Source organism: Mesorhizobium sp. B1-1-8, assembly GCF_006442795.2.
GTDB lineage: Bacteria > Pseudomonadota > Alphaproteobacteria > Rhizobiales > Rhizobiaceae > Mesorhizobium.
The window spans coordinates 3,090,892-3,116,986 of sequence record NZ_CP083956.1; the positions used below are offsets into that span (position 1 = coordinate 3,090,892).

18 protein-coding genes are annotated in these 26,095 nt (G+C 58.1%); all 18 read right to left on the reverse strand.

All coding sequences use genetic code 11. The annotated features are described in order from the left end of the window. Nucleotides 1–462 precede the first annotated feature (462 nt). Nucleotides 463–3,324, reverse strand: a complete 2,862-nt coding sequence (locus FJ974_RS15035) for a winged helix-turn-helix domain-containing protein (RefSeq protein ID WP_140534276.1) — start codon at nt 3,322–3,324, stop codon at nt 463–465. Nucleotides 3,325–3,725: 401 nt separating this feature from the next. Next, nucleotides 3,726–4,331: a helix-turn-helix domain-containing protein gene (locus tag FJ974_RS15040; protein ID WP_140534274.1), complete on the reverse strand. Its 606-nt coding sequence runs from the start codon at nt 4,329–4,331 to the stop codon at nt 3,726–3,728. Between the two features lie 266 nt (nt 4,332–4,597). Continuing rightward, on the reverse strand, nt 4,598–6,250 hold the full coding sequence (locus FJ974_RS15045; RefSeq protein ID WP_140534273.1) for a fatty acid--CoA ligase: 1,653 nt from the start codon (nt 6,248–6,250) through the stop codon (nt 4,598–4,600). Nucleotides 6,251–6,343: 93 nt separating this feature from the next. Further along, nucleotides 6,344–7,321, reverse strand: a complete 978-nt coding sequence (locus FJ974_RS15050) for a 3-hydroxyacyl-CoA dehydrogenase NAD-binding domain-containing protein (RefSeq protein ID WP_140534271.1) — start codon at nt 7,319–7,321, stop codon at nt 6,344–6,346. 2 nt (nt 7,322–7,323) lie between these two features. After that, entirely contained in the window at nt 7,324–8,265 is a 942-nt protein-coding gene (locus FJ974_RS15055) for a 3-hydroxyacyl-CoA dehydrogenase (protein WP_140534269.1), read from the reverse strand. Between the two features lie 83 nt (nt 8,266–8,348). Then, nucleotides 8,349–9,134: an enoyl-CoA hydratase-related protein gene (locus FJ974_RS15060; protein WP_140534268.1), complete on the reverse strand. Its 786-nt coding sequence runs from the start codon at nt 9,132–9,134 to the stop codon at nt 8,349–8,351. A gap of 65 nt (nt 9,135–9,199) precedes the next feature. Further along, nucleotides 9,200–10,426, reverse strand: a complete 1,227-nt coding sequence (locus tag FJ974_RS15065; protein ID WP_140534266.1) for a CaiB/BaiF CoA transferase family protein — start codon at nt 10,424–10,426, stop codon at nt 9,200–9,202. Between the two features lie 33 nt (nt 10,427–10,459). Further along, nucleotides 10,460–11,263 carry an enoyl-CoA hydratase-related protein gene (locus FJ974_RS15070; protein ID WP_140534265.1) on the reverse strand — a complete coding sequence of 268 codons (804 nt, stop codon included), beginning with the start codon at nt 11,261–11,263 and terminating at the stop codon, nt 10,460–10,462. A gap of 58 nt (nt 11,264–11,321) precedes the next feature. After that, a complete protein-coding gene (locus FJ974_RS15075) occupies nt 11,322–12,536 on the reverse strand; it encodes an acyl-CoA dehydrogenase family protein (RefSeq protein ID WP_140534263.1) in 1,215 nt (404 codons plus the stop codon). A gap of 571 nt (nt 12,537–13,107) precedes the next feature. Then, on the reverse strand, nt 13,108–14,463 hold the full coding sequence (locus FJ974_RS15080) for an NAD(P)/FAD-dependent oxidoreductase (protein WP_140534262.1): 1,356 nt from the start codon (nt 14,461–14,463) through the stop codon (nt 13,108–13,110). 127 nt (nt 14,464–14,590) lie between these two features. Further along, complete coding sequence (locus FJ974_RS15085) at nt 14,591–15,373, reverse strand: ATP-binding protein (protein WP_181177175.1); 783 nt, start codon at nt 15,371–15,373, stop codon at nt 14,591–14,593. 482 nt (nt 15,374–15,855) lie between these two features. After that, the gene (locus tag FJ974_RS15090) at nt 15,856–17,082 is read right to left on the reverse strand and encodes a c-type cytochrome (protein ID WP_140534259.1); all 1,227 of its coding nucleotides are present in this window, start codon (nt 17,080–17,082) and stop codon (nt 15,856–15,858) included. Beyond that, nucleotides 17,079–18,845: a GMC family oxidoreductase gene (locus FJ974_RS15095; RefSeq protein ID WP_140534257.1), complete on the reverse strand. Its 1,767-nt coding sequence runs from the start codon at nt 18,843–18,845 to the stop codon at nt 17,079–17,081. Before FJ974_RS15095 ends, FJ974_RS15090 begins: the two co-directional genes overlap by 4 nt. 3 nt (nt 18,846–18,848) lie before the next feature. Continuing rightward, entirely contained in the window at nt 18,849–19,598 is a 750-nt protein-coding gene (locus FJ974_RS15100) for a gluconate 2-dehydrogenase subunit 3 family protein (protein WP_140534255.1), read from the reverse strand. Between the two features lie 224 nt (nt 19,599–19,822). Beyond that, nucleotides 19,823–21,337: a mechanosensitive ion channel domain-containing protein gene (locus tag FJ974_RS15105; RefSeq protein ID WP_140534254.1), complete on the reverse strand. Its 1,515-nt coding sequence runs from the start codon at nt 21,335–21,337 to the stop codon at nt 19,823–19,825. 62 nt (nt 21,338–21,399) lie between these two features. Then, nucleotides 21,400–22,278 carry an HlyD family secretion protein gene (locus FJ974_RS15110; protein WP_181177174.1) on the reverse strand — a complete coding sequence of 293 codons (879 nt, stop codon included), beginning with the start codon at nt 22,276–22,278 and terminating at the stop codon, nt 21,400–21,402. A 94-nt stretch (nt 22,279–22,372) separates the two neighbouring features. Beyond that, complete coding sequence (locus tag FJ974_RS15115) at nt 22,373–24,712, reverse strand: ABC transporter permease (protein WP_140534250.1); 2,340 nt, start codon at nt 24,710–24,712, stop codon at nt 22,373–22,375. Beyond that, the gene (locus tag FJ974_RS15120) at nt 24,712–26,019 is read right to left on the reverse strand and encodes an HlyD family secretion protein (RefSeq protein ID WP_226891269.1); all 1,308 of its coding nucleotides are present in this window, start codon (nt 26,017–26,019) and stop codon (nt 24,712–24,714) included. Before FJ974_RS15120 ends, FJ974_RS15115 begins: the two co-directional genes overlap by 1 nt. Nucleotides 26,020–26,095: the final 76 nt, after the last annotated feature.

The following is a 26,095-nucleotide window of genomic DNA, read 5'->3' on the forward strand; positions in this document are numbered from 1 at the left end:
GCAGGTAGCCACGCCACCTACTGTCAATGCCCGAGATCACTGACGGCATGAAACCAGCCTCGGGAGCTAGCGCTTCAGGGGGAGAAGAGCGGTTGGTCGTCATGGCAGTTCGACAGCTACTGCTTTTAGGCGATTCTTTGAGTTGACGTTGAAACCGGCGCTTCGCTGCTGAGCAGGTTGTGAGCCGCTCTAATACGAACGCGGACCACGGCGAGGCCGATGAGCTCGCCGAGCCGTCCATCCAGAACCGTCTTCGCCATAAAGGTGCCGAACCCCCTGACTTCCTGGATATTAACAGTGGGAGGCATAAACAATTCCTGTCTCGCCGTGACCACGTCGGTAAGTGCGGGTGCACGATAACGCAGCGCTGCGCGTACAGCGTCCTCTAGCTCGTCTGGCCGTTCGACGCAAAAACCGGAAGCAAAGAAGCAAACAATGCAGCTTTCCAAACAGCGGCCGCTCTCACGCCCTCGAAACGATATAGTTGCTGCTCGTCATCCTTAGCTCGTCGAGCAGGCGTTTCGCCTTTAGCATGTCCGGTGTGCCGAAGCCTTCTGTGAAGCGCCCATACACCACTTCAAGCGCGTTCACTGCCTCTCTCTCTCGCCGATGAATGACGCTGGACTTCCCGAAACTAATCGTAGAGCGAAGCTCCCAAGAGAGCGCGCCTTGACGATGCGCAAGAGCGCCCGCGCGCTGGTAGAGATCGGCCCCAGCGTTCCAGTCTCCGGACGCCTCCGCTACCACGCCCTTGACGCGAAGAATTTCGGCGGTGCACCAGTGCTCGGGGTCATTGATGTCGTCTCCGTCGTTCTGTCGAAGGAACCATTCAGCATCTGCAATTCGCCCCTCTCTAACAGCCGCCTCAGCGAGCTCAGTCCTAATGATCGGGTGGAAGACGCGGTAGTGCGATGCCTCCTGAAGCCGCAAGCCCTCCTCTACAATCCTGCGCCCTTCGTGGAAACGACCGCGACGGGTCTGGCAAAGGCCGAGGATGGAAAGCCCAAATCCTTGACACTGAGGGATTCCATGTAACTCGGAGTGTTCAACGAGTGCTACCATATCAGCTTCGATCTTTTCGATGTCCGATCCGATGAAGTACTGGCTAAAACCGCACCACATCATGGCGACCGCAAACGGCAGTGGAAATTCGAATGACTCAGCCGTAGATACTGCTTCGCGGCTGGTCCGGAGGGCTTGTTCAGGGAATCCGGTCAGCCATAACAGGCATGAGCTACAGCCTAGGCTATCCAGTCTCCGGTCGTAACTAGTGTCCTTCAACATTATCAGTTTCGACGGCTCTGTATCCGCATCGATGAATCGTCCGAAATGCCCAATTGCCTCTTCAAGTCGTCCTAGGAATAATTTCGATTGCCCCACCATCCATTCTGCATGGCCGACCGCACCGGGGGCTTCGGTGCCCCGGGCTATGTTGAGGCATTTCTCCGCTGCAAGAAGCGACGCCGCATAGCGCGGCACGCGAATCAGGCGTGCCCATAATGCGCGGCTCCATTCCATCTGGCTTTTCGTGTCGCCAAGACTGACGGCGAGGCTGAAGACTTTGTTCCAAATGGGTTCGAACTCGGCTATCTCGCGCCCGATGAACAGCAATGTTATCGCGAGCGGCATATAGATTTCCAACTGCTCCGACTGCGACGCGCGGGTATTGTTCAGCGCGTCGGATGCTATCTTCATCCAGTCATAGCATTCGGTCAAAAGTCCCAAGCCGAGCCAGGTCGTTGCCGATGCCCGCGCCAACTGAACTCCCAAGTCGGGATCGCCCTTAGGGCCAAACGACCAATGAAGCGCCGTTCGAATGTTATCTATTTCCGTAGCCAGTGCGCGGGGGGATCGATCACCGCTAGCGTTTTCTGCCAACAGATCTCGATAGTAGATCGCATGTCGCTCCTGCAAAGCGTGCATTTCATCGACCTGCAGCAGCAGCTTCGAGGCCGCATAGGTACGCGTGATGTCCAGTAGACGATAGCGGACAATAGGCCCTGAAGAGTATGCGGAGACCAGGAACTTTTCGCACAGACCCCCGACTGCCGCGACGACCTGTTCGGTCCCAAGATCGCTTTGGACCACCCGTTTTGCGGCTTCCAGAGTAAAGCTGCCGGCAAAAGTCGACAGTTGCCGCAAGACCATACGCTCGGCTTCCGACAGTAGATTGTGACTCCAGTCAAGCATCGCATTGATGGTTTGCTGGCGAGCCGGCGCTGTTCGGCGTCCAGACCAGTGCAGCGCAACCTGACTGCTGAGCAGCGACGCCGTATTGCGAATGCCGTAGACCGCGACGCGGGCAGCAGCGAGTTCAATAGCTAGTGCGATACCTCCGAGCTCACGACACATTCCTCCGACTATTCGCGCATCCTCATCGGTGAGTGCATCACCGAAACCCGCCGTCCCAACGCGATCACAAAATAATCGTGCAGCTGGGTATGCAAGTACTTGGGTTGCCGTAAGCGCTCCATTCGCCGGCGGGCTGACCAGCGGATGCAACAGATGAACTTGTTCCCCTTCAGCTCGTAACGCCTCGCGGCTGGTTGCGAGAATGTGGAGATGCGGTGTTCCCGCGACGAGGCGCTCTGCGATAACCGCGGCCGTCTCGATCAGGTGTTCGCAGTTGTCGAGAATAAGTAGGACGCGCTTATCGCGAAGGTGTGCGATGAGTTCGGGAATCGGATCTTCAGATCGAATTGACAGGCGGAAGGCTGATGTGATCGTTGTAGCCACGACTTGCGGTGAGCCAATCGCACTGAGTTCAACAAAGCAAATTGCTCCAAGAAACTCTTCTAGAAGCAGGTGGGCGACGGACAGTGCCGCGATAGTCTTGCCTACGCCCCCAGCCCCAACGACCGTGACAAATTTCTTTGAAAGCAGCTTCTCGCATATCTCTTTCACATCTTCGTCTCTTCCCACCATCGCCGTCAGCGGGGAGGGCAGGTAATACACTGGTTCGATTGAGAATTCCGCCCTTTCCTCGGTCATGGTTCGGGAGGTCGGCGCGACGAGGCTATAGCCTCGGCCCCGCGCGTTCCTTAGATAACGCGTACCGTCACAGTTGAGCGTTTTACGCAGGGCGGCAATGTGCACGCGAAGGCTGACGTCCTCTACAAAGACGTTAGGCCATACCTTGGCGATTATTTCCTTCTGACTGACCACCTCACCAGCCCTGTCGGCGAGTACAATCAGAATATCGAGGGCGCGACTGCCTAACTTGATCGTCTCGCCATCCTTCGTCAGGCGACGTTGTGATGGGAAGAGCCGGAATGCACCAATGGAGACGACCTCAGACGCCGGCGGAATATGCGGTCCATGCATTGACTAGACATTGCACATTGCGAATGGCCTCATTTGCGGTAGCGCCAATTCATCGAGCGAGCGGCGCTGCGCGAGCCACCCAAACTAGTCCCTTCCTTTTGAGTCGCTCGCATCTGGACAGGCTCAGCGGCACATTAGGACAGGCGCACCAATCCGAGCGAGGAAAGACGCCCATTCATGTAATTTTTGGCCCGATTTGTACCAAAAAAGCCTGGACCGTACACACTGAGCATCACGTGCATATCATTTCGCGGGCACCCGGCGGAGCCAATGCAAGAGAATAGCCGCGATAAACATGCCTGATTTGCAAACTGCTCGCATCGTGGGCGTAATGTGAGGGTCGAAGAGAGCTCCTCATATTCGCTTCAATCTTGGTCGGGTGTGCGGCTATTGCAAGACAGCTATTCAGGAAACTCACCATCTGGGGGAAGCAGATCCTCCAATGCGTATTTGCCCGAGCTGCGGCATAGATCGCGCTCGCGCCGCCATTTCGATGGGCTTTGGCCAAATGCCTCCCTGAAAAGCTTGCATAAATGGGCGTGGTCAGAAAACCCAACGCTCAACGCGATCTCGCTCAACGATGCGGGGCTGGTCAGCATCAGATGACATGCGCCCTCGAGCCGTCGCTTCACAATGTAGGCATGCGGTGGCTCTCCAAAAGCTTGTTTGAACGAGCGTGAGAAGTGCGCGGTGCTTCGCCGCGCAACGGCACTGAGGTCGCTTGCGCGAATGGGCCGGTGTAAGTTCAGACTAATGAAGGCTCGGACACGTGAAATCTGCCAACCTGTCAATCCACCTGCGTGGGAGCCTTTGGGGGCTGAGCGGCGCTCGATCTCGGACTGAAGGATCTGTGATGCTGTCGCAAGCGATGTCTTTGCCGCCTCCTGGTCGCGGTCGAACTCGCGTCGGGCCGTTTCTAGGAGCAGTGCAAGGCTGTTTGCCAGCGAACCAAATTCGAGTTCGGCCAGAGACAGACGACCTGCGGCGTCGCTGTATGGCTGCTCCATAGCGAACCCTCGATCTCATTACTCGAAGTCGGATGCATAGGAGAATGGCCCGAAAAGCCTCGCTTGGCGCGTTAAGTAGTGTTCTGAAGTGTTAATCGGTGCGGCAACCCCCAAAAGGGCACGGGGGTTCGCCGCCGGTAATGCCGATTCCTTTGCGGTAAATTCATTTGTCCGCAGGCATCAGCCCCACCCGGAGCTTGGCAAAATTCCTGTCGCTGGTACCAATGGCTTTCTGCAAAAACCCCAAACCTTGCCCGCAGAATCGCTTAGGAATTGCCGTATTTTTTTCTGAGTTCCTTCTTATTGAATTTGCCCACGCTTGTTTTAGCGAGTTCCTCAACGAAAAGGACCTTGTCGGGTATCCCGTATTTCGAAATAACTCCGACATCGGCGAAGGCTTTCAGGTGCGCCTTTATCTGCGGCTCGGAGAGATCGGCACCCGTGTCAGCATCCCTGATCACAAGTGCCAACGGTCGTTCACCCCATTTAGCGTCTTTGACGCCGATCACAGCGGCTTCCAACACACCCTTACACTGGCAAATGAGATCTTCGATCTGGAGCGATGAGATCCACTCGCCGCCCGTCTTTATGACGTCTTTAATCCGGTCAATGACCCGAACGTACCCGCTCGGCTCTATAACCCCGATATCGCCGGTGTGCAGATAGCCGCCAGCCCACAACTGCTCGGACGCTTCAGCGTTTTCGACATACCCCTGAGTTAGCCACGGCGTACGCACGACGATTTCCCCAGTGGCTTTCCCGTCGTGAGGTAGTGCATTCATGTCCATGTCGACCAGGCGGATATCGACCAACGGTGCAGGCATCCCGGCACTGATCCGGATATCGACCTCCTTCTCGAAATCGCCGGTAAGGTCCGCGGATCTCACCTGGGACATGCAAAGCAGCGGAGCGCTCTCCGACATCCCGTAACCCGCATAGACGTCGACCCCAAGCGCAAGGGCCTGTTTGGCAAGTGCCTTCGACAGTTCGGAACCTCCGATCACCATCTTCAAACCAGCCAGATCGGTGTTTGCATTCATGGCCGCGCCAAGCAGCATTTGGAGGATTGTCGGCACGCCGTGTGTGAACGTCACGCCTTCGGTTTTGATGAGTTTTAGGAGCAAGGCGGGATCGTAGCGTCCCGGGTATACCTGCTTGACGCCAGAGAGTGTCGCTGTCCAAGGAAACCCCCAAGCATGCGCGTGGAACATTGGGGTGATAGGCATATATACATCGTCGCGGCAGAACCGGCCCTGTCTCGCAGCGGCCCCCAGGAAAGCCATTTCGGCCAGAGAATGGAGAACCAACTGCCGATGGCTGAAGTATACACCTTTCGGCGAACCAGTTGTCCCGCTCGTATAAAGGGTAGTGGCGAGAGTGTTCTCGTCAAAGTCCGGGAAGGTGTAGTCCGGCGAAGCGTCGAGCAACAAGCTCTCATACTCGCCGTCGAATGTAAGCCCGCCGGTTTGGGGCGCCGCCCGATCCGTCATCACGATCAGCGTCTTTACGTTAGGAAGTTGCTGTCTGATGCCTTCGAGGATGGAAACGAAATCGTCGTTGACGAGCAGGACCGACGTGCCCGCATGATTGATCGTATAAGCGATCTGTTCCGGCGGCAGGCGGACGTTCGCCGTCTGCAGGACAGCCCCCATCATTGGAACTGCAAAATAGGCCTCCAGAAATCGGTTGCTGTCCCAATCGAGAACTCCGACCATATCCCCGGCGCGAACACCGAGCCTGTCGAGGCTGGACGCCAGCCGCGCGACGCGTTCGCGCAACTGGCGATAAGTGAAGCGCCTTATGTCACGATATACGATCTCCTGATCGGGCGCTTCCATGAGCGGCGAGTGCCATAGCTGCTTGATGAGCAATGGATATTGATATGCGGACTTGGTGGCTTGTGCGAGCCTTCCGGCCATGGCGTCCTCGGATATGTTGCGCGCCAGCGCCAGATGGCGAGCACGCCGCGAATTGGCATCGACGATGGCACGCTCTCCAGGCTTAAACGCGCCCTAGGCGACCCGACCGCTTTTTGACTGCGCCGTTTCCTCGTCCGCCTTGCTTCGCAATTCCAGAAGCCCGAGCAAGACCTCGTCTCGCTCCGCCGCCAGGTCATCGATCGACCGCGAGCCCACCTCCGCATGAACGCCCTCTATTAGCTTCTGCTGGAGTTCCGGCGTCAGTTCTGGCGAGCCTAGGACCTTCCACCAGGCGGTCATTGGTCCAGTGAATTGCTGCAGGAAATGCTCCATGCCGCCTTGGCCGCCCCCAAGGTGGTTGAGCAGCACTTGGCCCATGATGCCCCACCGTAGTCCTGGTCCCCAACTGAGCGCAGTGTCGACGTCGGCGACGCTGACGACGCCTTCGCCCACCAAATGGTAGACTTCGCGGGCCAAGGCAGCCTGCAGTCGGTTCGCGACATGACCCGGCACTTCCTTGTGAAGACGGACCGTTCGCTTGCCCAGAGCCGTGTAGAATTCCGAAGCGCGCCGGATCGTCTCCTCGGACGTCTTAGCTCCCCCGACGATTTCAACAAGTGGAATCAGGTGTGGGGGATTAAACGGATGCGCAATGACGCAACGTTCGGGGTGAAACGGTGCGCCGGACTGGATCTCACTCATCGTCAGACCCGATGAACTCGAGGCAATGATCACATCCGACGGCAGAAGCGCGTCGAGTTCAGCGTAGAGCTTCTTCTTGAAGTCAATCCGCTCCGGTCCGTTCTCTTGGATTAGATCGGCACTCTTGACGGCCTCCTCCAGGTCTGTGGTAAACCCCAGACGCATCGGAGAGGCGCCGGCGGTGAGTCCTAACCTGTCGAGGGCTGGCCAGGCCGCATCGACAAAGCGCCTCAACGACGCTTCGGCATTGGGAGCGATATCTGTCGCCACGACGTCGAGACCCTTTGCCAGGAAGAGTGCCGCCCAGCTCGCGCCGATGACACCCGTACCAATAATGGCGACTTGAGAGATTGGCTTGTTGCCAGCCATGGTCATTCCTCCTTTGCGGGGATTTCAGCGAATGCGATGCCGGATAGATTGCCTTGAGCGAACAGAAGCGTACGTTTTTCTGAGCCATCGAGATGTGCGGAATAGACCGATCCGCCCAGGTCCGTCACGAACATCCGATTGCCGGGAACATCGAGTGCGACACCGATGCCTTCCATTAGATCGCTGACGACCAGCTCGGATTCGCCTCCGTTTCTGGCTGGGGCATCGATTGGAGCCCGATTGACGGAATTGCCGAGGGGTGGATTGCCGCGGTCGGTCCAGTAGAGGACACGGCTTTCGAGGTCGAGCTCGAGGTCAATCGGCTCAGGGAGGTCGTCGAACCAGACCTCGATGTCCGTTCGACTGGCAGCGCCTTCTCCTTTGGGAAGGTCTATGCCCGCGCGGAAGATGCGGCCGAGACCGGAGTTGTCCGGTCCTTTTTGTGTCCAGAAAAATTGCCCCCCGTCGGGATCGACGGTGATACCCACGCACCACTTCGTGGCGTCGCGACGGTCATCGTCCCCCTCGCCAGTCTGGACCAGGGTCTCCACGTTCGTTCCGTCGAGATTTGCGCGCATGACCCGCATGCCTTCGCGATCGCACCAGTAGAGCTTCCCGCTTTGCTTCTCCAGGTGAAGCTGCTTTGGCGTGTGCGTAATGCCCTGAGGGATGATGAGCTTGCGGTTGCTCCCGTCGAGGTCGGCACGCTCGATGGAACCATCGTTGACGCTTGGCACTCCCATGTTGGTCCAATAGATATGGCCGGCCTCGACGTCGACCGCGATGCCATCGGGAAGATGACAGTCGGTGACAATGACTTTTCGGTTGGTACCGTCCGGCCTCATTGAGTGAATACGGTCACCGCTCAGCTCGAGGACGAACAGTAGACCGGTGGCGTCATTGCGGCCCGATGTGGGTTTCGGCATCGTCGCAGCATTGGTCATGATGATTTTCCTTTCACAGCTCAGGCCCTATGGCGAAGAAGCATCCTCGCGGGATCACTAGATTTCAGTCCGTGGCAATGGCCCTATGCGGTTGCCGCGGATTTAGTGACCTTGGTGAACTCAGGTAGACGCTTTTCCAGAAAGGCCTTAAGCGCTTCCTTCGCTTCTTCAGAACGAACGTGCACGCTGAATGCCTCGTTTTCGGCCAGCATTGCCGCCTTGATCTGCTTGCGAAACGGATGTTTCAGAAGCCGTTTGGAGGCTTGCAGTGCGCTGAGCGGCTTCGCCGCCAGTGTTCGGGCTGTTTCGGTCGCCACTTGCAGGACGTTCTGATCGGACACGACCCGCGTGACCAAACCCAACTCCTGAGCGCGTTTGGCGTCAAACGGTAATCCCAACAGGATCAGTTCAGCCGCGCGAATGTGTCCAATGGCAAGTGGAACTAGGCAGCTCGATCCAAACTCGGGCACCACGGCGAGGTTGATGAAGGGCATCTGGAATCTGGTGCTCTCACCTGAGTAGACGAAATCGCAATGCAGCAGCACGGTGGTTCCGCTACCGATTGCGGCCCCTGCCACGGCCGCAACCACCGGTTTGTCGAAATCGGCCAGGGCATTCATCAGCTGGGCTTGAGGGGATTCTTCCGCGCCCGGAGGATTATTCAGGAAATCCTTCACGTCATTACCAGCGCTAAAAGAATTGCCTGCGCCATGCCACAGCACGACATGAACGTTTTCATCCGTGGCAGCGCCATTAAAAACCGCCGCAAGCCTCGTGTACATGCTCGATGTCATCGCGTTGCGCTTTTCTGGGCGATTCAATTCGAGGCGAAGTATACCCTCGGAAAATTCCGTAACTATCTCGGCCATCGTCTTTACCTTCTCCCGTTCGCATGCCATCGCTCCCTAAGAACGGGGCGCTGTGGCACCTCGCTCTATGCGGCGCGCTCTTGTGATTTCGGAACGGTCTTGCTGGCCTGCAGTTCTTCAATCTCGTTGGCGCTGAAGCCCAGCTGGGTCAGAATCTCCACGCTATGCTCGCCGAGTTCAGGTGCACGCCTGGCCGGAATCTTGGCCACGTCATGCACTTGGAGTGGGCTGCTGATCGTGAAAGTGAGGTTCCCGCCGGCGCCATCGAGCGGAACGACAATGTCGTTTGCCCTAAGCTGAGGGTCCTTGATGACCTCGCTGGGCGAAAGTACCACACCAAAAGTAAGATGTGCCTTCTCGAAGACTTCGCTCCAATGCACCATAGGGCGCGAGGCAAATGTCTGATCCAGGATCGAGGTGAGCTGCGTCGAATTTGCTGCCTGCTTGCCAGGGTCGGCAAACCGCTCATCCGTCAGGAGATCCGGACGGCTGATCGCATCAACCAGCGCCGACCATTTGTCGGGCGTCAACACGATCACAAACCAGACATTGTCAGACGCCTGATAGAGATTGAACGTAGCGTTCGGCGGGTTGGTCCGATCGTGCAACGGGAAGAACGTGGCATCGGCAAGCGCAGCCTGGGCCGACACTGCGGCAGCCCAGACCCCGGCAGCAAGCAGCGACGTCGTGACATACGAACCCGCGCCGGTGCGTTCGCGCCGATAGAGCGCGGTTACTATTGCCGAATAAAGGCTAACGGCAGTCGCGTGGTCGCCGCTGCCTGAAACCGGCAGTGTCGGTGGGGCGCCCGCATCCCGCGTCAATGACAGGAGTCCGCTCCGTGCCCAGTATGCAGTGATGTCGAATCCCGGAAGCCGCGCGTCAGGCCCGTGGTCGCCGTAGCCGGTCACGTCGGCGTAAATCAGTCGTGAATTCCACTGCGCAACGTTCTCATAGCCGAGCTTGAGTTTTTCGCGCGCCGGATGTGGGGTGTTGACGATGAGAACGTCGGCCCACTCGACTAGCCGCCGCAGAACTGCACTCGCCGCGGGCGATTTCAAATCAAGGGCTAATCCGCGCTTATTTCGATTGTTGAGGTGCCATGGATAATTGTCCTTGGAGCGGGGCTGCGGCGGAATCTTGAACCCGATCCGCCAGGTATCGCCGGTCGGTGGTTCGACCTTGACCACGTCAGCTCCGAAGTCGGACAGGATCACTGCTGCGCCCGGACCGGCAATAAAACTTGCCAAATCAACTACCTTCAGTCCGGAGAAAATGTTGTCGTTCATCATCGCTTCCTCGTCAGAACGGGTGATCCGGTGGGCTCAGCGTCCACGGAACTGGGGGGGACGCTTCTCGATGAAGGCCGCAGTACCTTCTTTCTTGTCCTCGGTTGCGGCACAGAGGCCAAAATAGGAGGCCTCGAGCAGCATGCCTTGGCTTTGACCGGACTCCATCCCTTTGTTTGCCGCCTCGAGTGCGAGCCTCACAGCGATGGGGGCGTTGGAGGCGATTTTTTGCACAATTGCCTCGGCGCGCGTGATCAAGGCCGCGGCCGGGACGATTTCGTTGACGAGCCCGATCCGATAGGCTTCCTGAGCGGTGATCATCTCGCCGGATAGAATGAGTTGAAGTGCTCGGCCTTTACCGACCAGCCTGGGCAGTCGCTGTGTACCGCCTCCTCCGGGAACGAGACCGAGCGTGACTTCAGGCTGTCCGAATTTCGCTGCTTCCACGGCGATTCGGATAGTGCAGGCCATTGCTGTCTCACAGCCGCCGCCGAGCGCGAAACCGTTCACCGCAGCAATCACCGGCTTGCCAAGATTCTCGACGAGATCGAGCACTTTCTGACCAACGCGACTTGACCGTTCGGCCTCAACAGCTGTGACTTGCGCAAGCTCTCTGATGTCTGCGCCTGCGATGAAAGCCTTGTCGCCGGCACCGGTCAAAATGACACCGCGGACATCCGCGTCGTCCCGAGCATCCTGGAATACTTTGTCCAACTCCATCCACGTTGGCGTGTTCAACGCATTCAGGACGCTCGGACGATTTACCATCACATATCCAATACCCCGGTCTTTGCGATAAAGGACGTTCGCCAGGTTAAAGACTGTAGTTTCCGCAGCCATAATGATCTCCCATTGCGAGGGGCGAGCTAGAAGTGGGGACACCCCGGCTCGCCGTTGCTCACACGAATGCGCCCAGGCCGGTAATGGCTTTCCCGACAATCAAATTCTGCATTTGATAGGTGCCTTCGTATGAGTAGAGAGCTTCAGCATCGCAGAAGAACCGCGCGACATTGTAGTCAACTACAATGCCGTTGCCGCCCAGAAGCTCACGGCCCCATGAAACCGTCTCGCGGGATTTCGCTGTGCAGAAGGCTTTGGCTAACGACGCGTGATGATCGGCAAGCTTCCCTTCATCATCCATCTGCGCCAGTCGGACCATCAGGCACTGGCATGCAGTGACATTGGCGAGCATTTTGGCGAGGAGATCCTGCACCATCTGGAACGAAGCGATCGGCTTGCCGAATTGCAGCCGCTCCTGCGCGTATTTCAGCGTTGCCTCGAAGGCTCCCATTTGGATACCTGTCGAGGCCCAGCCAACCATGTACCGCGTCATCCGTAGCACCCGAGCCGTATCGCGGAACGAGTTGCCGCCCTGCAGCCGGTTTGCCTCCGGAAGTCGAACATCCTTCAGGGTTATGACGCCGTTCTGGACCACCTTGAGCGCAATTTTGTGCTCGATCTTCTCCACGCTGAATCCGGGCGTTGTCTTGTTCTCGACGATGAAACCCTTCACCTGATTATCGGCAAGGTCGCGGGCCCAGATAATTGAAACGTCGCACCATGTCGCATTGCCAATCCAGCGCTTTTCGCCGTTGAGCACCCAGGTGTCGCCCTCGCGCGCGGCGGTCGTGGTCATCCCTCCGCTCGTTCCAGAACCGACGAGTGGTTCGGTAAGGCCGAAGCAGCCGATCTTTTCCCAGCGCGCCATTGGCGGTAGCCATTTTTGCTTCTGCTCTTCAGATCCATCGAGATAAATCGAGCCCATTGCCAGGCCGCTGTGGACGCCGAAGAAGGTGCCAAACGAAGCATCGACGCGTGCCAGTTCCATCGCGACGAAGCCGAACAGTTTCTGGCTGCCGCCGGCGCAGCCATAGCCCTCATATCCAAGCCCCCCCAAACCCAACTCCTTGAACGAGGGCAGCAGTTCGAAGGGAAATGCGTCCTCCGACCAGTATTTGTTGATAATTGGCTGGACCCTCGCCTCCATGTAGCTCCGCACCTTCTTGACGAGGGCCAATTCGACGGGGGTCAGCACATCGACAAGCTGGTAGAAGTCGCTATTCGGCGCCGGCAAAGGCTTCGCAGCCTTGCCGTTCTTGACTGGGGTGGACATCGGCGGCCTCCTGCTCGTTGGCCCGATAGCTCGGGATGGTGTCTGAGCAGGAATATGGCTTCAGCGGGGGCTTTCTTCTTGGAGAACTCTGCGGCGGGTAGGACGCCTGTGCCGATATCGAACGCGAAACTTCGAGCGCTGAACCATCGTTTCAACAATTCTCCAATAAATTCGCAGGCGACCCTGGCCCGCTCATTGGTAAACTTGTTGTGCGGAAATCTTCTTCCGTTCGGCACATGAAGATCGCTTCATACAAGACCACGCAGGCCGAACCGAGCAACCCGCCTGATGAGATGGATATCGTCTCAGGACGCATAGGGCCGGGAATCCGAGAAGTCAGCCATGCGGTTTTACAAAGCCGGCCCTCTGCTACCGGTGTAATCGAGGGACTTGTTCACAGCGCAAAGGGGTAGCGCCCTCTAAGGAATGAATTTGCGGCTCAAAGGGAGTGAACGCGTCAAGCAAACCTCGCCCCAAGGGCCTAACACGTGACGCGGTGGCGGCCAGCACACCTCCGCGATATAAATGAGCGCCTAGCGCAACTGAGACGAGGCGCAGTTTCCCTAGGCTTTCATGGGGCAGGGGGCTGCTCAGCCGTTACTGAAGCACTATTTGGCCGCGGTGTTTCAGGGATCAGCCGCGAACTGCGCTGGCCGGTTAGATACGACCACAGCCATTGCGATTGAACCCTCCAACGGTTCTGCAACTGAGGCAGAGCCATCAAGTGAATGAAGACCCAGACAAACCACGTCAGAAAACCACCGGTCTTCACCCGACCGGCGTCAAGAACGGCAAAGTTCTTGCCGACCACCGCCATGTTGCCTTTGTCTCGATAGCGAAAGCCCCGGGTCGGCTCGCGGCCGTTGATCCGATCGGAAATGAGGCGCCCGATATAGCGCCCTTGCTGGATTGCTGCTTGTGCGACCCCGGGTACGGGGTGCTCGTCCTGTTTTATAGATGCCGCATCGCCGGCCACGAATACGTTTGGTTCACCAGGCAAATTAAGGAAAGGTTCGACCAACGCTCTTCCGGCCCGGTCTGTCTTGACGCCGAGCAGGCCAACAACCGGCGACGCAGTCACGCCTGCTGTCCACAATACAGTCGCGCTCGGGATTCGATCGCCGCCTGTTATCACCCCTTGTGCATCAACACGGTCGACCTTGGCTCCGGTCATTACATTTACGCCAAGTTTTGCCAAGCGTGCGGCTGCCATTCCCGACAACGAGGGGGGAAAGCTCGACAGCACCCGATCACCCCCTTCAATTAAGGTGATCGTGCTGGTAGCAGGGTCAATCCGTCGAAAATTCCGGCGCAAGGTGACCTTCACCATATGCGCAATGGACGCCGCGAGTTCGACCCCCGTAGGCCCGGCTCCTACAAGAACAAAATTCATTTGGCGCGCGCGCTCGTTCTCATCATCGGTAGCCTCCGCCAGTTCGAATGCGCTCAGGATCTTCGTTCGAATCGTCTCGGCGTCGCGCAGATTTTTGAGCCCGGGTGCGAAGGCCGCGAATTCGTCATGGCCGAAATAGCTCGGATGGGTGCCAGTGGCGACCACGAGGAAATCGAACCGCACCTTGTTTATACCGAGTTCAGGATAGAGAGCATCCACTGTTCGATGGTGCAAATCAATGCCGACGATCTCTGCGAGCATCACGTTCAAATTGGCTTGCTGGGACTCCAACTGCCGGATCGGCGCCGCGATCTCGGATGGTGCGAGTACCGCGGTCGCGACCTGATAGAGCAAAGGTTGGAAGATATGGTGATTGCGGCGGTCTATCAGAACCAGTTCCACATCGGACTTTCTGAGGGCCCGCACCGCCGCAACTCCGGCAAAGCCAGCACCTATTATTACGACTCTAGGCCGCCGGGTGCGCGAACTATCGCCTTCGGCGGCGGTTTCGGGGGGGTCGGTCAAATCCAACATCGCTCATCACCTCATGACTAGCAAAGGGCTAGTGCAGCCGGCCGGGCTGCCGGCCATGCACTGCAATCCGCAGCGGTGACAGAACGGGCTTCACTGTGCGCCTCCCTAGAACCCGCCGGCTGAGTGATCACTTCACAGGCAACCACAAATCGATTGTGGTGCCACGATGAGACGCGCTAACGATCGACAGCCTGCCACCATGACGTTCCACAAGCTCCCTGACAGTCACCAGGGCAATTTCCGTTCCATTGTTCTTGGTGGAAGTATCTCCTTCCGCCCTCAATTTCGCCTCGTCCGTTCCGAGGCTGCAGTCCGATATTGTTACACGGATCATCGGATCGTCGTTCCCGGGACCACTGCTGGACGGATCGTCTTTTGCAGCAACGATCGCGACGTGTCCTCCCTTTGGCATTGCTTCGCGAGCATTCAAAATGAGATTGAGCAACGCCCACTCCATCGGCCGTTTGTCGACGAGAGCCTTTGGGAGACTACGTTCTATATCGAGTTGAAGACGAACGTCGTTCGACATCAGGTGCGGCGACTCGATCCGTTCGAGAAATCGCCTTATGTCAGCCGCCCCAAGCTTGACGACCCGCGGGATAGCGAGCTCGATCATCTGCCTAGCCAATGTCCTGGCCTGAAAGGCACAATAAATCGCACCATCGATCTTTCTCAGCTGTCGTGACGTTCCAGTGCTTCGAGACTGCATCTCTTCAAGCGCTGCCAAAATTGGTGTCAGCAGACCGTTGAAATCATGAACTATGGAGGCGAGCAAGAACCGTGGATCATGCGCTGTCGGAAAGGCGATTTTGGCATCCGAGACGTGCTTCCTGGATGTTACGCCGAGATCGTTGGCCACGGCTTCTTCTTTCCCATCGAGAACTTCTGGATGCTGCTTCGAAAGAAGCATTTGATCACAACCCGTTGGTTTTAGGCTTGTAGGAAGCTTCGGAACTTTTGATGTTTCGCGCACGATTATCGGTTCTGGGTGCCGAGACGGATTGATCGCAAAGGCCAGGATGTTGTCGCGACAAGCTACGCAATGGTGAGCAACGGCCGATTCATGGGAGCCGGGCGAAGATAGCTGAAGGCAGGCTGAGTTCCTCGACGAAACTCTAGGATTCGTACGCGCCGGCCGGATGGCATCAAGAACCAGCTTGAGCATAGCTGAAAGGGCCGCCACGAAGGTGCTGTGTCTGGCGCGCCACAGGCACGGGCGCCTAGCAAAAGACGCTCGAGAGCAGGATGGCGTGCAGAAGTCCGGTATTGCGAGCAGCTACGCGATAACATATGCCGTTCCGACAGCGCGGTGCGCAGCGACCCCGGTGGCACATTCCTTGCGGCTAGCCGTTCAGCGATGTGCCGCGCCGACTTGAACGCCGGGACAGCAGTTCATTCTTGCAATGCCTTCCGCAAGGCAGCGACGTTGGGTGCGTCAACAGGCGGTGCGGCGTTGCCCCAGCTGTTGCGGACGTAGGTCAATACACTTGCTATCTCTTCGTCGCTCAGATTCCATGCAAAGGACGGCATTGCCGGAGCCGTCGGCATGGCGTTGGTCGCACCTGCCACATTCCCAGCAAGCACAACCCGGATCAATGATGTCGCGTCATCGTTGTTGGCGAGCGGCGCGCCCGCCAGTTTTGGGAATAGCTTGGCAACGCCTTCTCCCGAGCCGACGTGGCAGGCGGCACAGCGATCGGCGTAGATGGCTCGACCAGCGACCATGCGCTTATCGTGCGCATCGACCGGCAAGGGCACGGCGATGCCGTTTCCCTCAACTGAACGCAGATAGACGGCGACGGCCCTAAGATCGGGATCAGTCCAATGCTGCGACGATTTCTCGACCATCTCAGCCATCGGCCCTGACGCAATATCGAAATGGTTTGTGCCGGTCTTCAAATACTGCACGATGTCCTCGGATGACCAGGAACCGATACCTTTGTGGGTGTCCGCGGTGATGTCGGGCGCATACCAATTGTCCAGTGTTCCGCCTTGGAGGAATTCAGAGTTCTTGTCGCCGCCTGTCAGGCTCTTGGGGGTATGGCAGCTGCCGCAATGCCCAAGGCCCTGAACGAGGTAGGCGCCGCGGTTCCATTCCGCCGATCTTGCCGGATCCGGTCGGAACTCGCCTCGAGTAAAGTTGAGCAGATTCCAGCCGATAAGGCTCAGGCGCACGTTGAAGGGGAAGGGGAGCTGGTTGGGCTCAACCGGACTCTTCACGGGCTCGACTGTTTGCACGTAAGCCCACAGCGCAGCGTTGTCTTCTTTCGATACCTTTGTGTAGGCAGGATAGGGCATTGCGCCATAGAGGTGGAATCCGCCACGGCCGAGGCCCTCCGACATTACACGTTGAAAGTCGTCCAGCGTCCACTTGCCGATGCCGGTATCCGTATCAGGGGTGATGTTGGCGCCGACGAGGTTGCCGAAAGGTGTCCGCAGGACAACGCCGCCCGCCAATGGCTTGCCTCCCGCCGTGGTGTGGCAGGCAGCGCAATCTCCGAGCACCGCAAGATATCGACCGCGTTCGACCTTCTCGAAAGAAGCGTCGCTAGAGGATTGCGCATGCGCGGTCGAAACGAGACCGGCAGCGGCTACGACCGACACAACAAGGGTCTTCATACCTGCACCAATGCGCCCGGCGCTTTTAGATACAGGGTGCGGATGGCATTGGCGGCCTTGAACGAAAGCGCGCCAACGGTGCCTGTAGGGTTGTAGCCTGGGTTTTGCGGGAAGGCCGACGCGCCGACGACGAAGACATTGGTCACGTCCCAACTTTGCAGATATTTGTTCACGGAACTCGTTTTCGGATCGGCTCCCATCACGAAGCCGCCGACAACGTGCGATGACTGATAAGGCACGGTGTTCCAATGACCCTTTGTCCGATTTTTGACGATCTGGCGCGGAGCCATGGCTTGCGCGATCTCAGCCACCTTGTCGGTGCAGTACTGCGCCATTTTCAGATCGTTTTGGGGGAAGTCGAAGGTCAGCCGCAGCAGCGGCCGGCCGAAGCGGTCTTTGTAGGTAGGGTCTAGCGAAAGATAGTTGGTACGTGTGGTGTAGCTCGATGCCTCACAGCCGATAGACATCGTGCTCAGGTAGTTCTTGACCGTCTGCCGCTTCCATTCAGATCCCCAGCTTGGCGTGCCTGGCGGTACGGGCCGATTGTTGATCGGTGCGGCGCCGATCGGTGTCACGCGTATGCTGCCGCCGCCGAAAAAGCCGAGGCTCGAATGATCGAAATTATCGTTGTTAAATTCATCGATGGCCATGCCGACCGCACCGGCGCCGATAAACGGATTGAAGTTCTTGTCGTCGAAGAACAACTGGACGCCATTGGCGGTCTGATAGGCATAGTTGCGACCCGTCGTACCGACATTGGTTTCCGGGTCGTAAGGCGCGCCGATTTCCGACAAAAGCATGAGACGAACGTTCTCGAAGGTGAATGCGGTGACGACGACGAGCTCTGCCGGCTGCTCCCACTCCTGTCCCGATGTGTCGACGAAAACCACGCCAGTCGCGCGTTTGCCGCTGGCATCCTTGGTTATCCGCAGCACCTCGGAATTTGTTCTCGCGGTGAAGTTGGATTTGCGCACCAGCACCGGCAGTATGGTCGTGATCGCGCTCGCCTTTGAATAATTGGCGCAGCCATAGTTTGTGCAGAAACCGCAAAAAGTGCAGGGGCCCATGGTGACGCCCAGCGAATTTGTGTAGGGCTCCGAAATTAGCGCCGAAGGAACCGGAAACGGTTTGTAACCCATTTTGCGGGCAGCATCGGCGAATAGTGTTGGCCCATAAGGCTGCCGCATCGGCCTGGTCGGATATTCATTTGAACGAGGCCCTTCGAAGGGATTTCCGCCTTCCTGGATTTTGCCCATAAGATTGCCCGCCTTTCCGGAAAGACCGGTGATCTTATCGAAGGCGTCGTAGAAGGGCTCCATCTCTGTCCAATCGGTGCCCCAATCCTGCAGCACAAGGTCCTGTGGAATCGCGGCAGCGCCATATTTCTCCGCCAGATGGCTGCGCAGCCGGAATTCTTCTGGCTGGAAGCGGAAGGTGATGCCGGCCCAATGATTGCCGGCGCCGCCTGCTCCATTTCCTGGGTGAAAGGATCCCCAACTGCGCATCGGCAGCGCCGTCTGAGACGGATTGTTGCGAGCTGTGATGGCATTCTGCGCGGTGCGCAGCATCAATTCCTGGCGCTGCACGTACCGCAATTCGTCGGGCGCAGAAGCGAGGTTGAAATCTGTCGCTGTGTCGCGCCATGGGCCTCGTTCCAGGGCAACTACGTTAAGCCCTTCGTCGGTCAGTTCGTTGGCGATGATCGACCCGGCCCAGCCAAGGCCAACGATAACCACGTCGGTTGAAGGAAGTTTCGTTGCCATCGATCAACCCTTTGTGCTCCAATCGGGGCGGCCTGCAATGCTCAACGGCGGCAGGTCGATCTTCTGGTTGTGCAACTCCACATAGTCGCGATAGTCGTAATGCGCTCCGGGAAAGCCGAGCATCTTCCACGACACCATGTCCCGGTTGCCACCGTAAATCGGATCGGCAAAAAATCCTTCCATCGTGTTGGTCAGAACGATCGCAAAAAATTGCTTTGCGTCGATGCCCTTCAGCGCGATGTCGCCGGTTTGGAGCCCGGTCAGAACTTTGTCGCGCTGTTCGCCTGCAATGTCGGCGAATGACTGCTTGAGCCTGTCCCGACAATAGGTGTCCAGCGCGGCGAGGCCGATCCGGTAGCGTTGCTGCGGAACGAGGGGCGACTGATCGCCTTGTTCCGCGGCTCCAGCCTGGAAGGGACCCTGCATATAGAGGCGCTCGAACGTGCCGTAGAAGCCTGCCAGCTGCCGGTCGATGAATTCAGCACATCCAGCATCCTTGCCGCTGACGCTGAGTTCGTCGGCTGGGATCAATCGCTCGACAATCGCTTCGACCAGCGCGGCTTCCTGTGCAGTAAAGAAATACCAACCGCTGGGTTCGAGTGTTTGGGGTGAGCTGTAGTCAAAGGGTGCCCAGGGCGGCGCGCCCTTGATAATGGCCCCTCCGGCCTTGTCGGCCGCTGCGAACACGACGACCGCCGTGGTCGACAGCAGAAGCTGTCTGCGGCCTATTCCTCGCTGCTTTAGTTTGTTCATGGAACGAGCCTCGGTGGTCGGAAGGGAGGTAGAAGGCCTCACCCAGGCGGGCTCAATGAAGACGCTTGGACGCTGCTTTTGAGTGCTCGCGCTTAATAAACGGGATTGTTAAATCCGTGCTTGTATAAGGATGCGGAGACTTTAATCCGATTGCGGAAATGGTGCGTGCGATGTGCTCGGTTATAGGCTGGATTTCAGTCCAGAGCTTTCGATGTCGAACGGAACTAGAGATTGAACAGATGTCTGATGCGCGTCCGCAAGGGCCGTATAGTCGTTGCCGCAACTGCTCCGTGGCCTTGTCCAAGCCTAAGCGACTCCGATGCATTTCGCTTCGAGAGAAGCGACGCTAACTCGTCGGCAATTGCAGGGCGGTCGCGCATCAACGGTGCCAATCCGTCCTGAGTGATTTCGTAGACGACAACAAAGGTCAAAGCTTGGATTGTCCCCGTTTCGCCGGCGCCTGTTAGAAGTCCGCCTTCGCCGAAAAAGTCTCCTGGAGCTAGCCTCTCCAGTTCCGTGCCATGCGCCCCATCACGCCGAACTATCGACGCGACGCCGCTCCGTACAATCATCAACGACTTGAGCACGGCACCTTGCTCAGCCATGATCTCATCTTTGCGAAAAGTTCGACGCGCCATCGTTGCAGCGAGTGCCTCTTTTTCGTCGTCAGTTAACGAGGCGAAGAGTGGTATTGAGTCCAAGAGCCGATGTGGTGTGGTGTGAAAGCCGAAAGGCGTCTCGTCCGCTTCTGACCGCTGAGATGCCGAACCCGCAGGATCTCCGGGCGTTGCAAATGAGAGCCCGGCCGCCCTTGCGTGCCGATAGATCAGATCAAGTATCTCACTCTTTGCGTTGCTGGCGATGGCCACGTCCGCGACCCTGAAAACGAGCGCCAATTCCACGGCGCCCCCATCAAGAGACAAGATTTGCACGCTCGGCTCCGGTTGTGACAGTATCAGGTTGCTGCTCAAGAGCACCGAGCGCATGACAGCGACCATTCCGGAGGGGGCGGTACTTGCTCGGAAGCAGACCGTCAGCGTCACACCGTGGCTCCGGTCCGGGCTGCTGAGATTGGTCAGCCTTGCCTTGGCAAGATCACTGTTGGGCACAATGACAAGGTCGTTGCCACCTGTCAGAAGATGGGTGGCCCGCCAATTCGTCTCGATTACCTTGCCCTCGATGCCAGCGCTCAGGACCAGCCAATCGCCAATGCTGTAAGGCTTGGCTAAATTGAGTGCGATGCCAGAAAAGACGTCGCTCAACGTGCTTTGGAGGGCAAGGCCAAGGATGATAGCGACCGCTCCGGAGGTAGCTATCAATGTCCCCACTGGAGCCCCGAATACGTAGGCGATAACCGAAAGGATAGCACCCACGTAGATGATGGCAATGATCAAATCCTGGACCAGTCGGCCCTCGCGGGGCTGCCGCTCGAAGATCAAAAAGACGCGGACAATTATAGTCAACGACCATGCCGCATTCGCCCACCATATGATCTTCGCCATATCGATGACGGCTCGCTGCAACTCGGAAGCGTTTGGCTGCTCCGGTCTGTAGGGCAAAATCCCGTGAGAGAGCAGCAGTACCGTCAGCGCAAAAAAGAGTGCCAGTTGCCCTAAAAGGCGCAGAGTTGGATGGCGGCGTAGCAGGAGGTGCGTAGCCGAAGCTCCAATCATGGCGAGAACACTGGTCTGCACGAGAGGATCCGCGATAATGCGGAAGACAGCAGTGTCGTCAAACATGTGCGTCACCTGCTTGCAACGTCCTCTCGGGGCGGGCAATGGGACTGCCCGGACCCTTGGTGCTATCGAGGGTTGGGGAGCCAGACCGTCATCCCAGGTTCTAGGCCTTCGAGACCGCCGATCGGATCAAGCCGAACACGGAAGGAATTGAGATCATGATCGCCAACGGCCCGCGCCGCGCGCCAAGTGGCGAACTCCCCCAGCGGGCGCAGCTCGGTTACGCGAGCTTCGATTTTGCCCCCGTTGTACGTCGTCAATCCTACCACTTTCCCCACTGCGATGTCGCGCAGGTCGTCTTCGCGCATTGTGAACGCAAACCAATTTTGACCTGTGACCTCCAACGTCATAACGGGCCGGCCGGGGCCGACGATCTCACCAGGTTCGGCAACGCGAATTCCTATAGTTCCGTCGGCAGGGGCCACCAATTTCATTTTGTCCAGCTGCGCCAGCAGATCCGCAACCGTTGCTTTGGCCAGCGCCACCCTCGCGTCAGCGAGCACACGCTCTTCTGCAGTCGGACCAGCACTTGCTTCCGCGACCTGAGCTCTCTTTACGTCGAGATCCGCCTTCGCCTTGGCGAGTGAGCCCGTGCTGTCGTCGAGGTTCTGCTTGCTGGCAAAGTCCTTGCCGGCCAGCGCCGCGACGCGGTCAAACTGTTGCTGTGCAAGCAGGAGATTGGCTTCGGCGGTTCGCACGCCCTGCGAAGCAATCGCCACCTTTTCTTTTCGCACACCCGAATAGACCCGATCCCTCTCTGCACTGGCACTTTCAGCGGCGGCTTTTGCTTCGCCAAGCGACGCGGTCAGCTCCGGATTGTCGAGCACTGCGAGCAGATCACCAAGGTGAACGTTTTGACCCAGCATGACCTCGACAGACGCCAAACGTCCCGTCGTTTCAGGTGCGACACGGATCTCGGTCTGCCGAACCATGCCGGTAATCAATAGGTTAGCATCCTGGCCTGCAGCCCGTGGTGCGGAAGTGAAAAGGGGTAAAGTAGCCGTTGCTACCAGCATGGTAGCAACGGCACGAGTCCATCTAAGGCGCATCCGATACTCCTCGCCCAGAAGCGATCCGGGCCGCGATGACCGCGAGGATCGCGTAGACGCCGGTCAGGATCCATAGCCGCATCCAGTCCTTTGAGACTTCGATCCACGTTGCTCCCATTTGGTTGATGCGCACGAGGGCATCGATGCCGGAAGTGCTCGGAAGCACGAAGCTGGCCTGGCGAACGATCGGGGGGATTGCTTCCGGAGGCCATGCCACGCCGACAAGGAAGAAGATTGGCAGGCTGACGGCGAGGAAAAGCAGCACCGCAGTTTCTCGCCGCTTGAACCAGCTGCCCAGAAATTGACCCAACAGACTGACAGAGAGGATGAAGGGAATCCCCATGACGGTGAGGTCGAGTACATGATCGTTCGCCGAAAATCCGTAGACGCGCGGCAACACGACCAGGAAAAGCGCCAAGCCCGGTGCCGCCAGCATGAGGTGCGCCAAGGTTTGGCCGACGACCGCAGCTACGATACCTCTACGCCGGCGTGCGTCGCGACCACCCTGCTCGAAAGCGACTCCACCGAGCGTCGCCGAGCCCATTAGCAACGTCTGTTGCACGATCAGGACAAAGGCAGCCGGAACGACATAGCTCGCATATCCGCCGGTTGGATTGAACAGAGGCTGATTCAGGATTTCCACCGGGGAGTTCCTTGCAAGCGCCGCTTGATAGAGACTGCCGTCAGGACGGGCGCTACGGGCGGCAAGATCGGCCTGGACCGCCGCGGAGGCTTCCTGGATGCCTGCGAGGGTTCGACTGTAGAGAAGGAAGTAAGCTGAATCGACATACGCCGGCAATCGTGCTTGGCTACCCTTGAAAACCTCACGTTCTGTTCCGGCCGGAATACTCAGGATGCCGAATACTTCCCTCCGGGAAAGCGCGATTTGGGCCCCTGCAAGGGTGGTCGGCCGAAGGGCGACCTCGACGGCCTCGTCAGCATTGAGCGCCTGGATAATCATCCGGCTGACCTCGGAATTGTCGTCGTCGACGACGGCTACGGGAATGTGCCTGATAAGCTGGCCAAGATAGGGTTGCGGGTAGAAGACACCGTATAGAATGGGTCCCAACACGATCAGACTTAATGCGCTGCGGTCCCCGAGAACCCGGCCATACTCATCTACGAATGCCCGAGCAATTCCGATCCTGCCCGGCCAATTCGGGACAGGCGCTTCGATAGCTTGGGGGACTGGTTGGCGCGCGACGACGCGTAGCCTGAGCCATGCGAGGACAAAATAGGCGACAGCCAGTCCGCCCAATAGTTGGAAGGGCTCCGCTGAGTCGGCCGGCGGCACTCCCCGGGCCGCCTGGTCGAACAGAATCTGAATGTACCAGCGTATTGGCAGGATCGAGCCCCAGGCACGAGCAAATGTGTTCATGCCCAAGACGGGGAAGCCGACACCGGCATAGCCAAATGCCGGTGAGCAGACGATGCCGGTCAGGCTCAGGCCGAAAGCCAGATCTTTTGTAAGCAGTTGCAGCAGAGCGCCAACAGACAGGTAGGCAACAATAAGGAGGCAAGCTGAGGTCGCAACAATTACCGGATTCCCACGGAACGGTACGTCAAACACACCATGGATGATGCCAAGTCCGATAACCATCATGATGAGAAAGCTACCGAAATAGGCTGCCAACTTGCCCACGAGGGCGACCAGCGTACTGCCACCAGCTGCGGCGAGCCACCCCTGCATGGATCGAGACTTAAACTCGGAGCCGACCGCATAGCCGCCGGCAATCGCGACTACGACATGGAGCACGGTTGGCAAGATCGCGCGCAGCAGGAACTGCACATAGTTCAGCGCGGGATTAGTGAGAACATACTGCTCAACGACCAGGTGGCCCGGCGTGAACGTTGTGTTGGCCGGCCCTGCAGGCAGGTCGGCAACAGCAGCCGATATGGCTGCTTGGATTGAGCCGGACGCGACGTTGCCGGGCGTGAAAAACTGTTTGTTGAAGAAGAGCACTATTTGCGGCCGACGCCCGTCTAAGATGTCACGCTCGAAATTTCGCGGGATATAGACGGCAGCAATGGCGTCGCCGGATCGGATTGCGTGCGTTGCACCATTGAGATCGGACGACCGGCTTGCCACGTTGACTCCAGGTGCAGAGCTGATCGCTTGAACGAACGTCTCGGACGTCTTCGATCGATCCTGATCGACCACGTCCACTCTGAGATCGCGGATCACTGCATTGCTGAAAGTGAACGCCAGAATCGCAAATGCAATCAGCGGGACGGCGATGACAAGCAGCAGCGCCACCCTGTCGCGACAAATCCAGATCACCTCTCTGAGCGCAACATCCAAGATGCCGAAACGACGAGCGGCGGACATTAGTGTCTCCCCAACCAGTCAGCATAGGCGCTCATGCCTGGTCGCAGGTTGGGAACCTTGTCGACGGGGTAGGCCCGCACCTCGAAGGTCCGGAGATCGAAATCGCCGGTCGCACGCGTCGCTCGCCAGCCGGCATATTCGCCACGGGTAGCGATTGTTCGCACCTCAACAATGATTGTCTTGTCGCCAAGGGCCGGAACCTTGACTGCAAAGTGATCCCCGACCTTGAGGCCGAATACCAAATCCTCGCGAAGATCGAAGCGAAGCCACGTGTCACTTAGATCCACCAGCGACAGCAATGGCACACCGGGTGAAACATATTCGCCAGGTTCCGCGGCAACCTGGTAGACTTGCGCAGCGACCGGGGCTTTGACTGTCATCTCCGCGACCTGAGCCTGCAGTGTTGCAATTGCCGCTTCAGCCTTGGCGACAGCAGCCTTAGCTACACCGCGCTCTTCAATCGTGGCTCCAGCGACGGCTTCCTGGTAGGCTAGCTTGGCTTGCTCCAGAGACCGCATCGCAACGTCGAGCGATGCTGTTGCTTCGTCAAGCTTGGCAGCCGATTCGTAACCGCTCAGTGTGACCTTGCTCACGCGGTCATAGGTCTGTTGCGCCAGCTTGGCGTTCGCATCGGCCGACGCGACGGCTGCCTTGCGCTCCGCAATCACCTCGGCGCGCGTGCCGACTTGGATCCGCGCCAGATCGGCCAACGCAACGGTCTTCGCCGCGACCGCTTCGTTAAGTTTGGTCAGGAGTTCAGGGTTGTCGATTTTCACGAGCACCTGGCCGTCAGCAATGTTATCGCCTCGGGATACCGGCCGCTGCGCCACGCGGCCGTCTATGCGCGCCGCTATGTCGATGCGCGTGGCGTCGGCTTCCCCCTGGACGAGAAGCGGCTGCGGCTGGACGAGATACCACAGGGACAATCCGACAATAGCCGCAACGCTGAGCACCACGATAGTAGCCGCCACCTTTGATGTTCTTGGCGGAGCCGGGGGGGCGGCCCGACCTTCGGCTTCGTACGGATCTGGCTGCGGGCGCTCCATCAGGGGGGCTTCTGCAGCGAACTGTCGGGCAGCAGGTTCCGATCGCGCGATGGGAGCATCTGCATGAGTGTCGTCGTTGTTGGACAGCGACCGGCCGGGAAATTGTCCCGCAGAAACGGATTCCGGTGATTTTGCAATTCCCTGATATGTTCCATCACTTGGCTTGGGAGAAACCGTGCTAACGTCGGCCTTGGCGGCTGATGGCACTCCGGCATCGTTCGGGCTTGATGCTTTGTTTTCGGGCGAAGGGTCGGCCACCATCTTGTCTCCGCATCTGTGCTCATTTCCGAGGACCGGCCTCGAAAACTCACCCTGGAATCTGGTCTTGCGGCGGTCG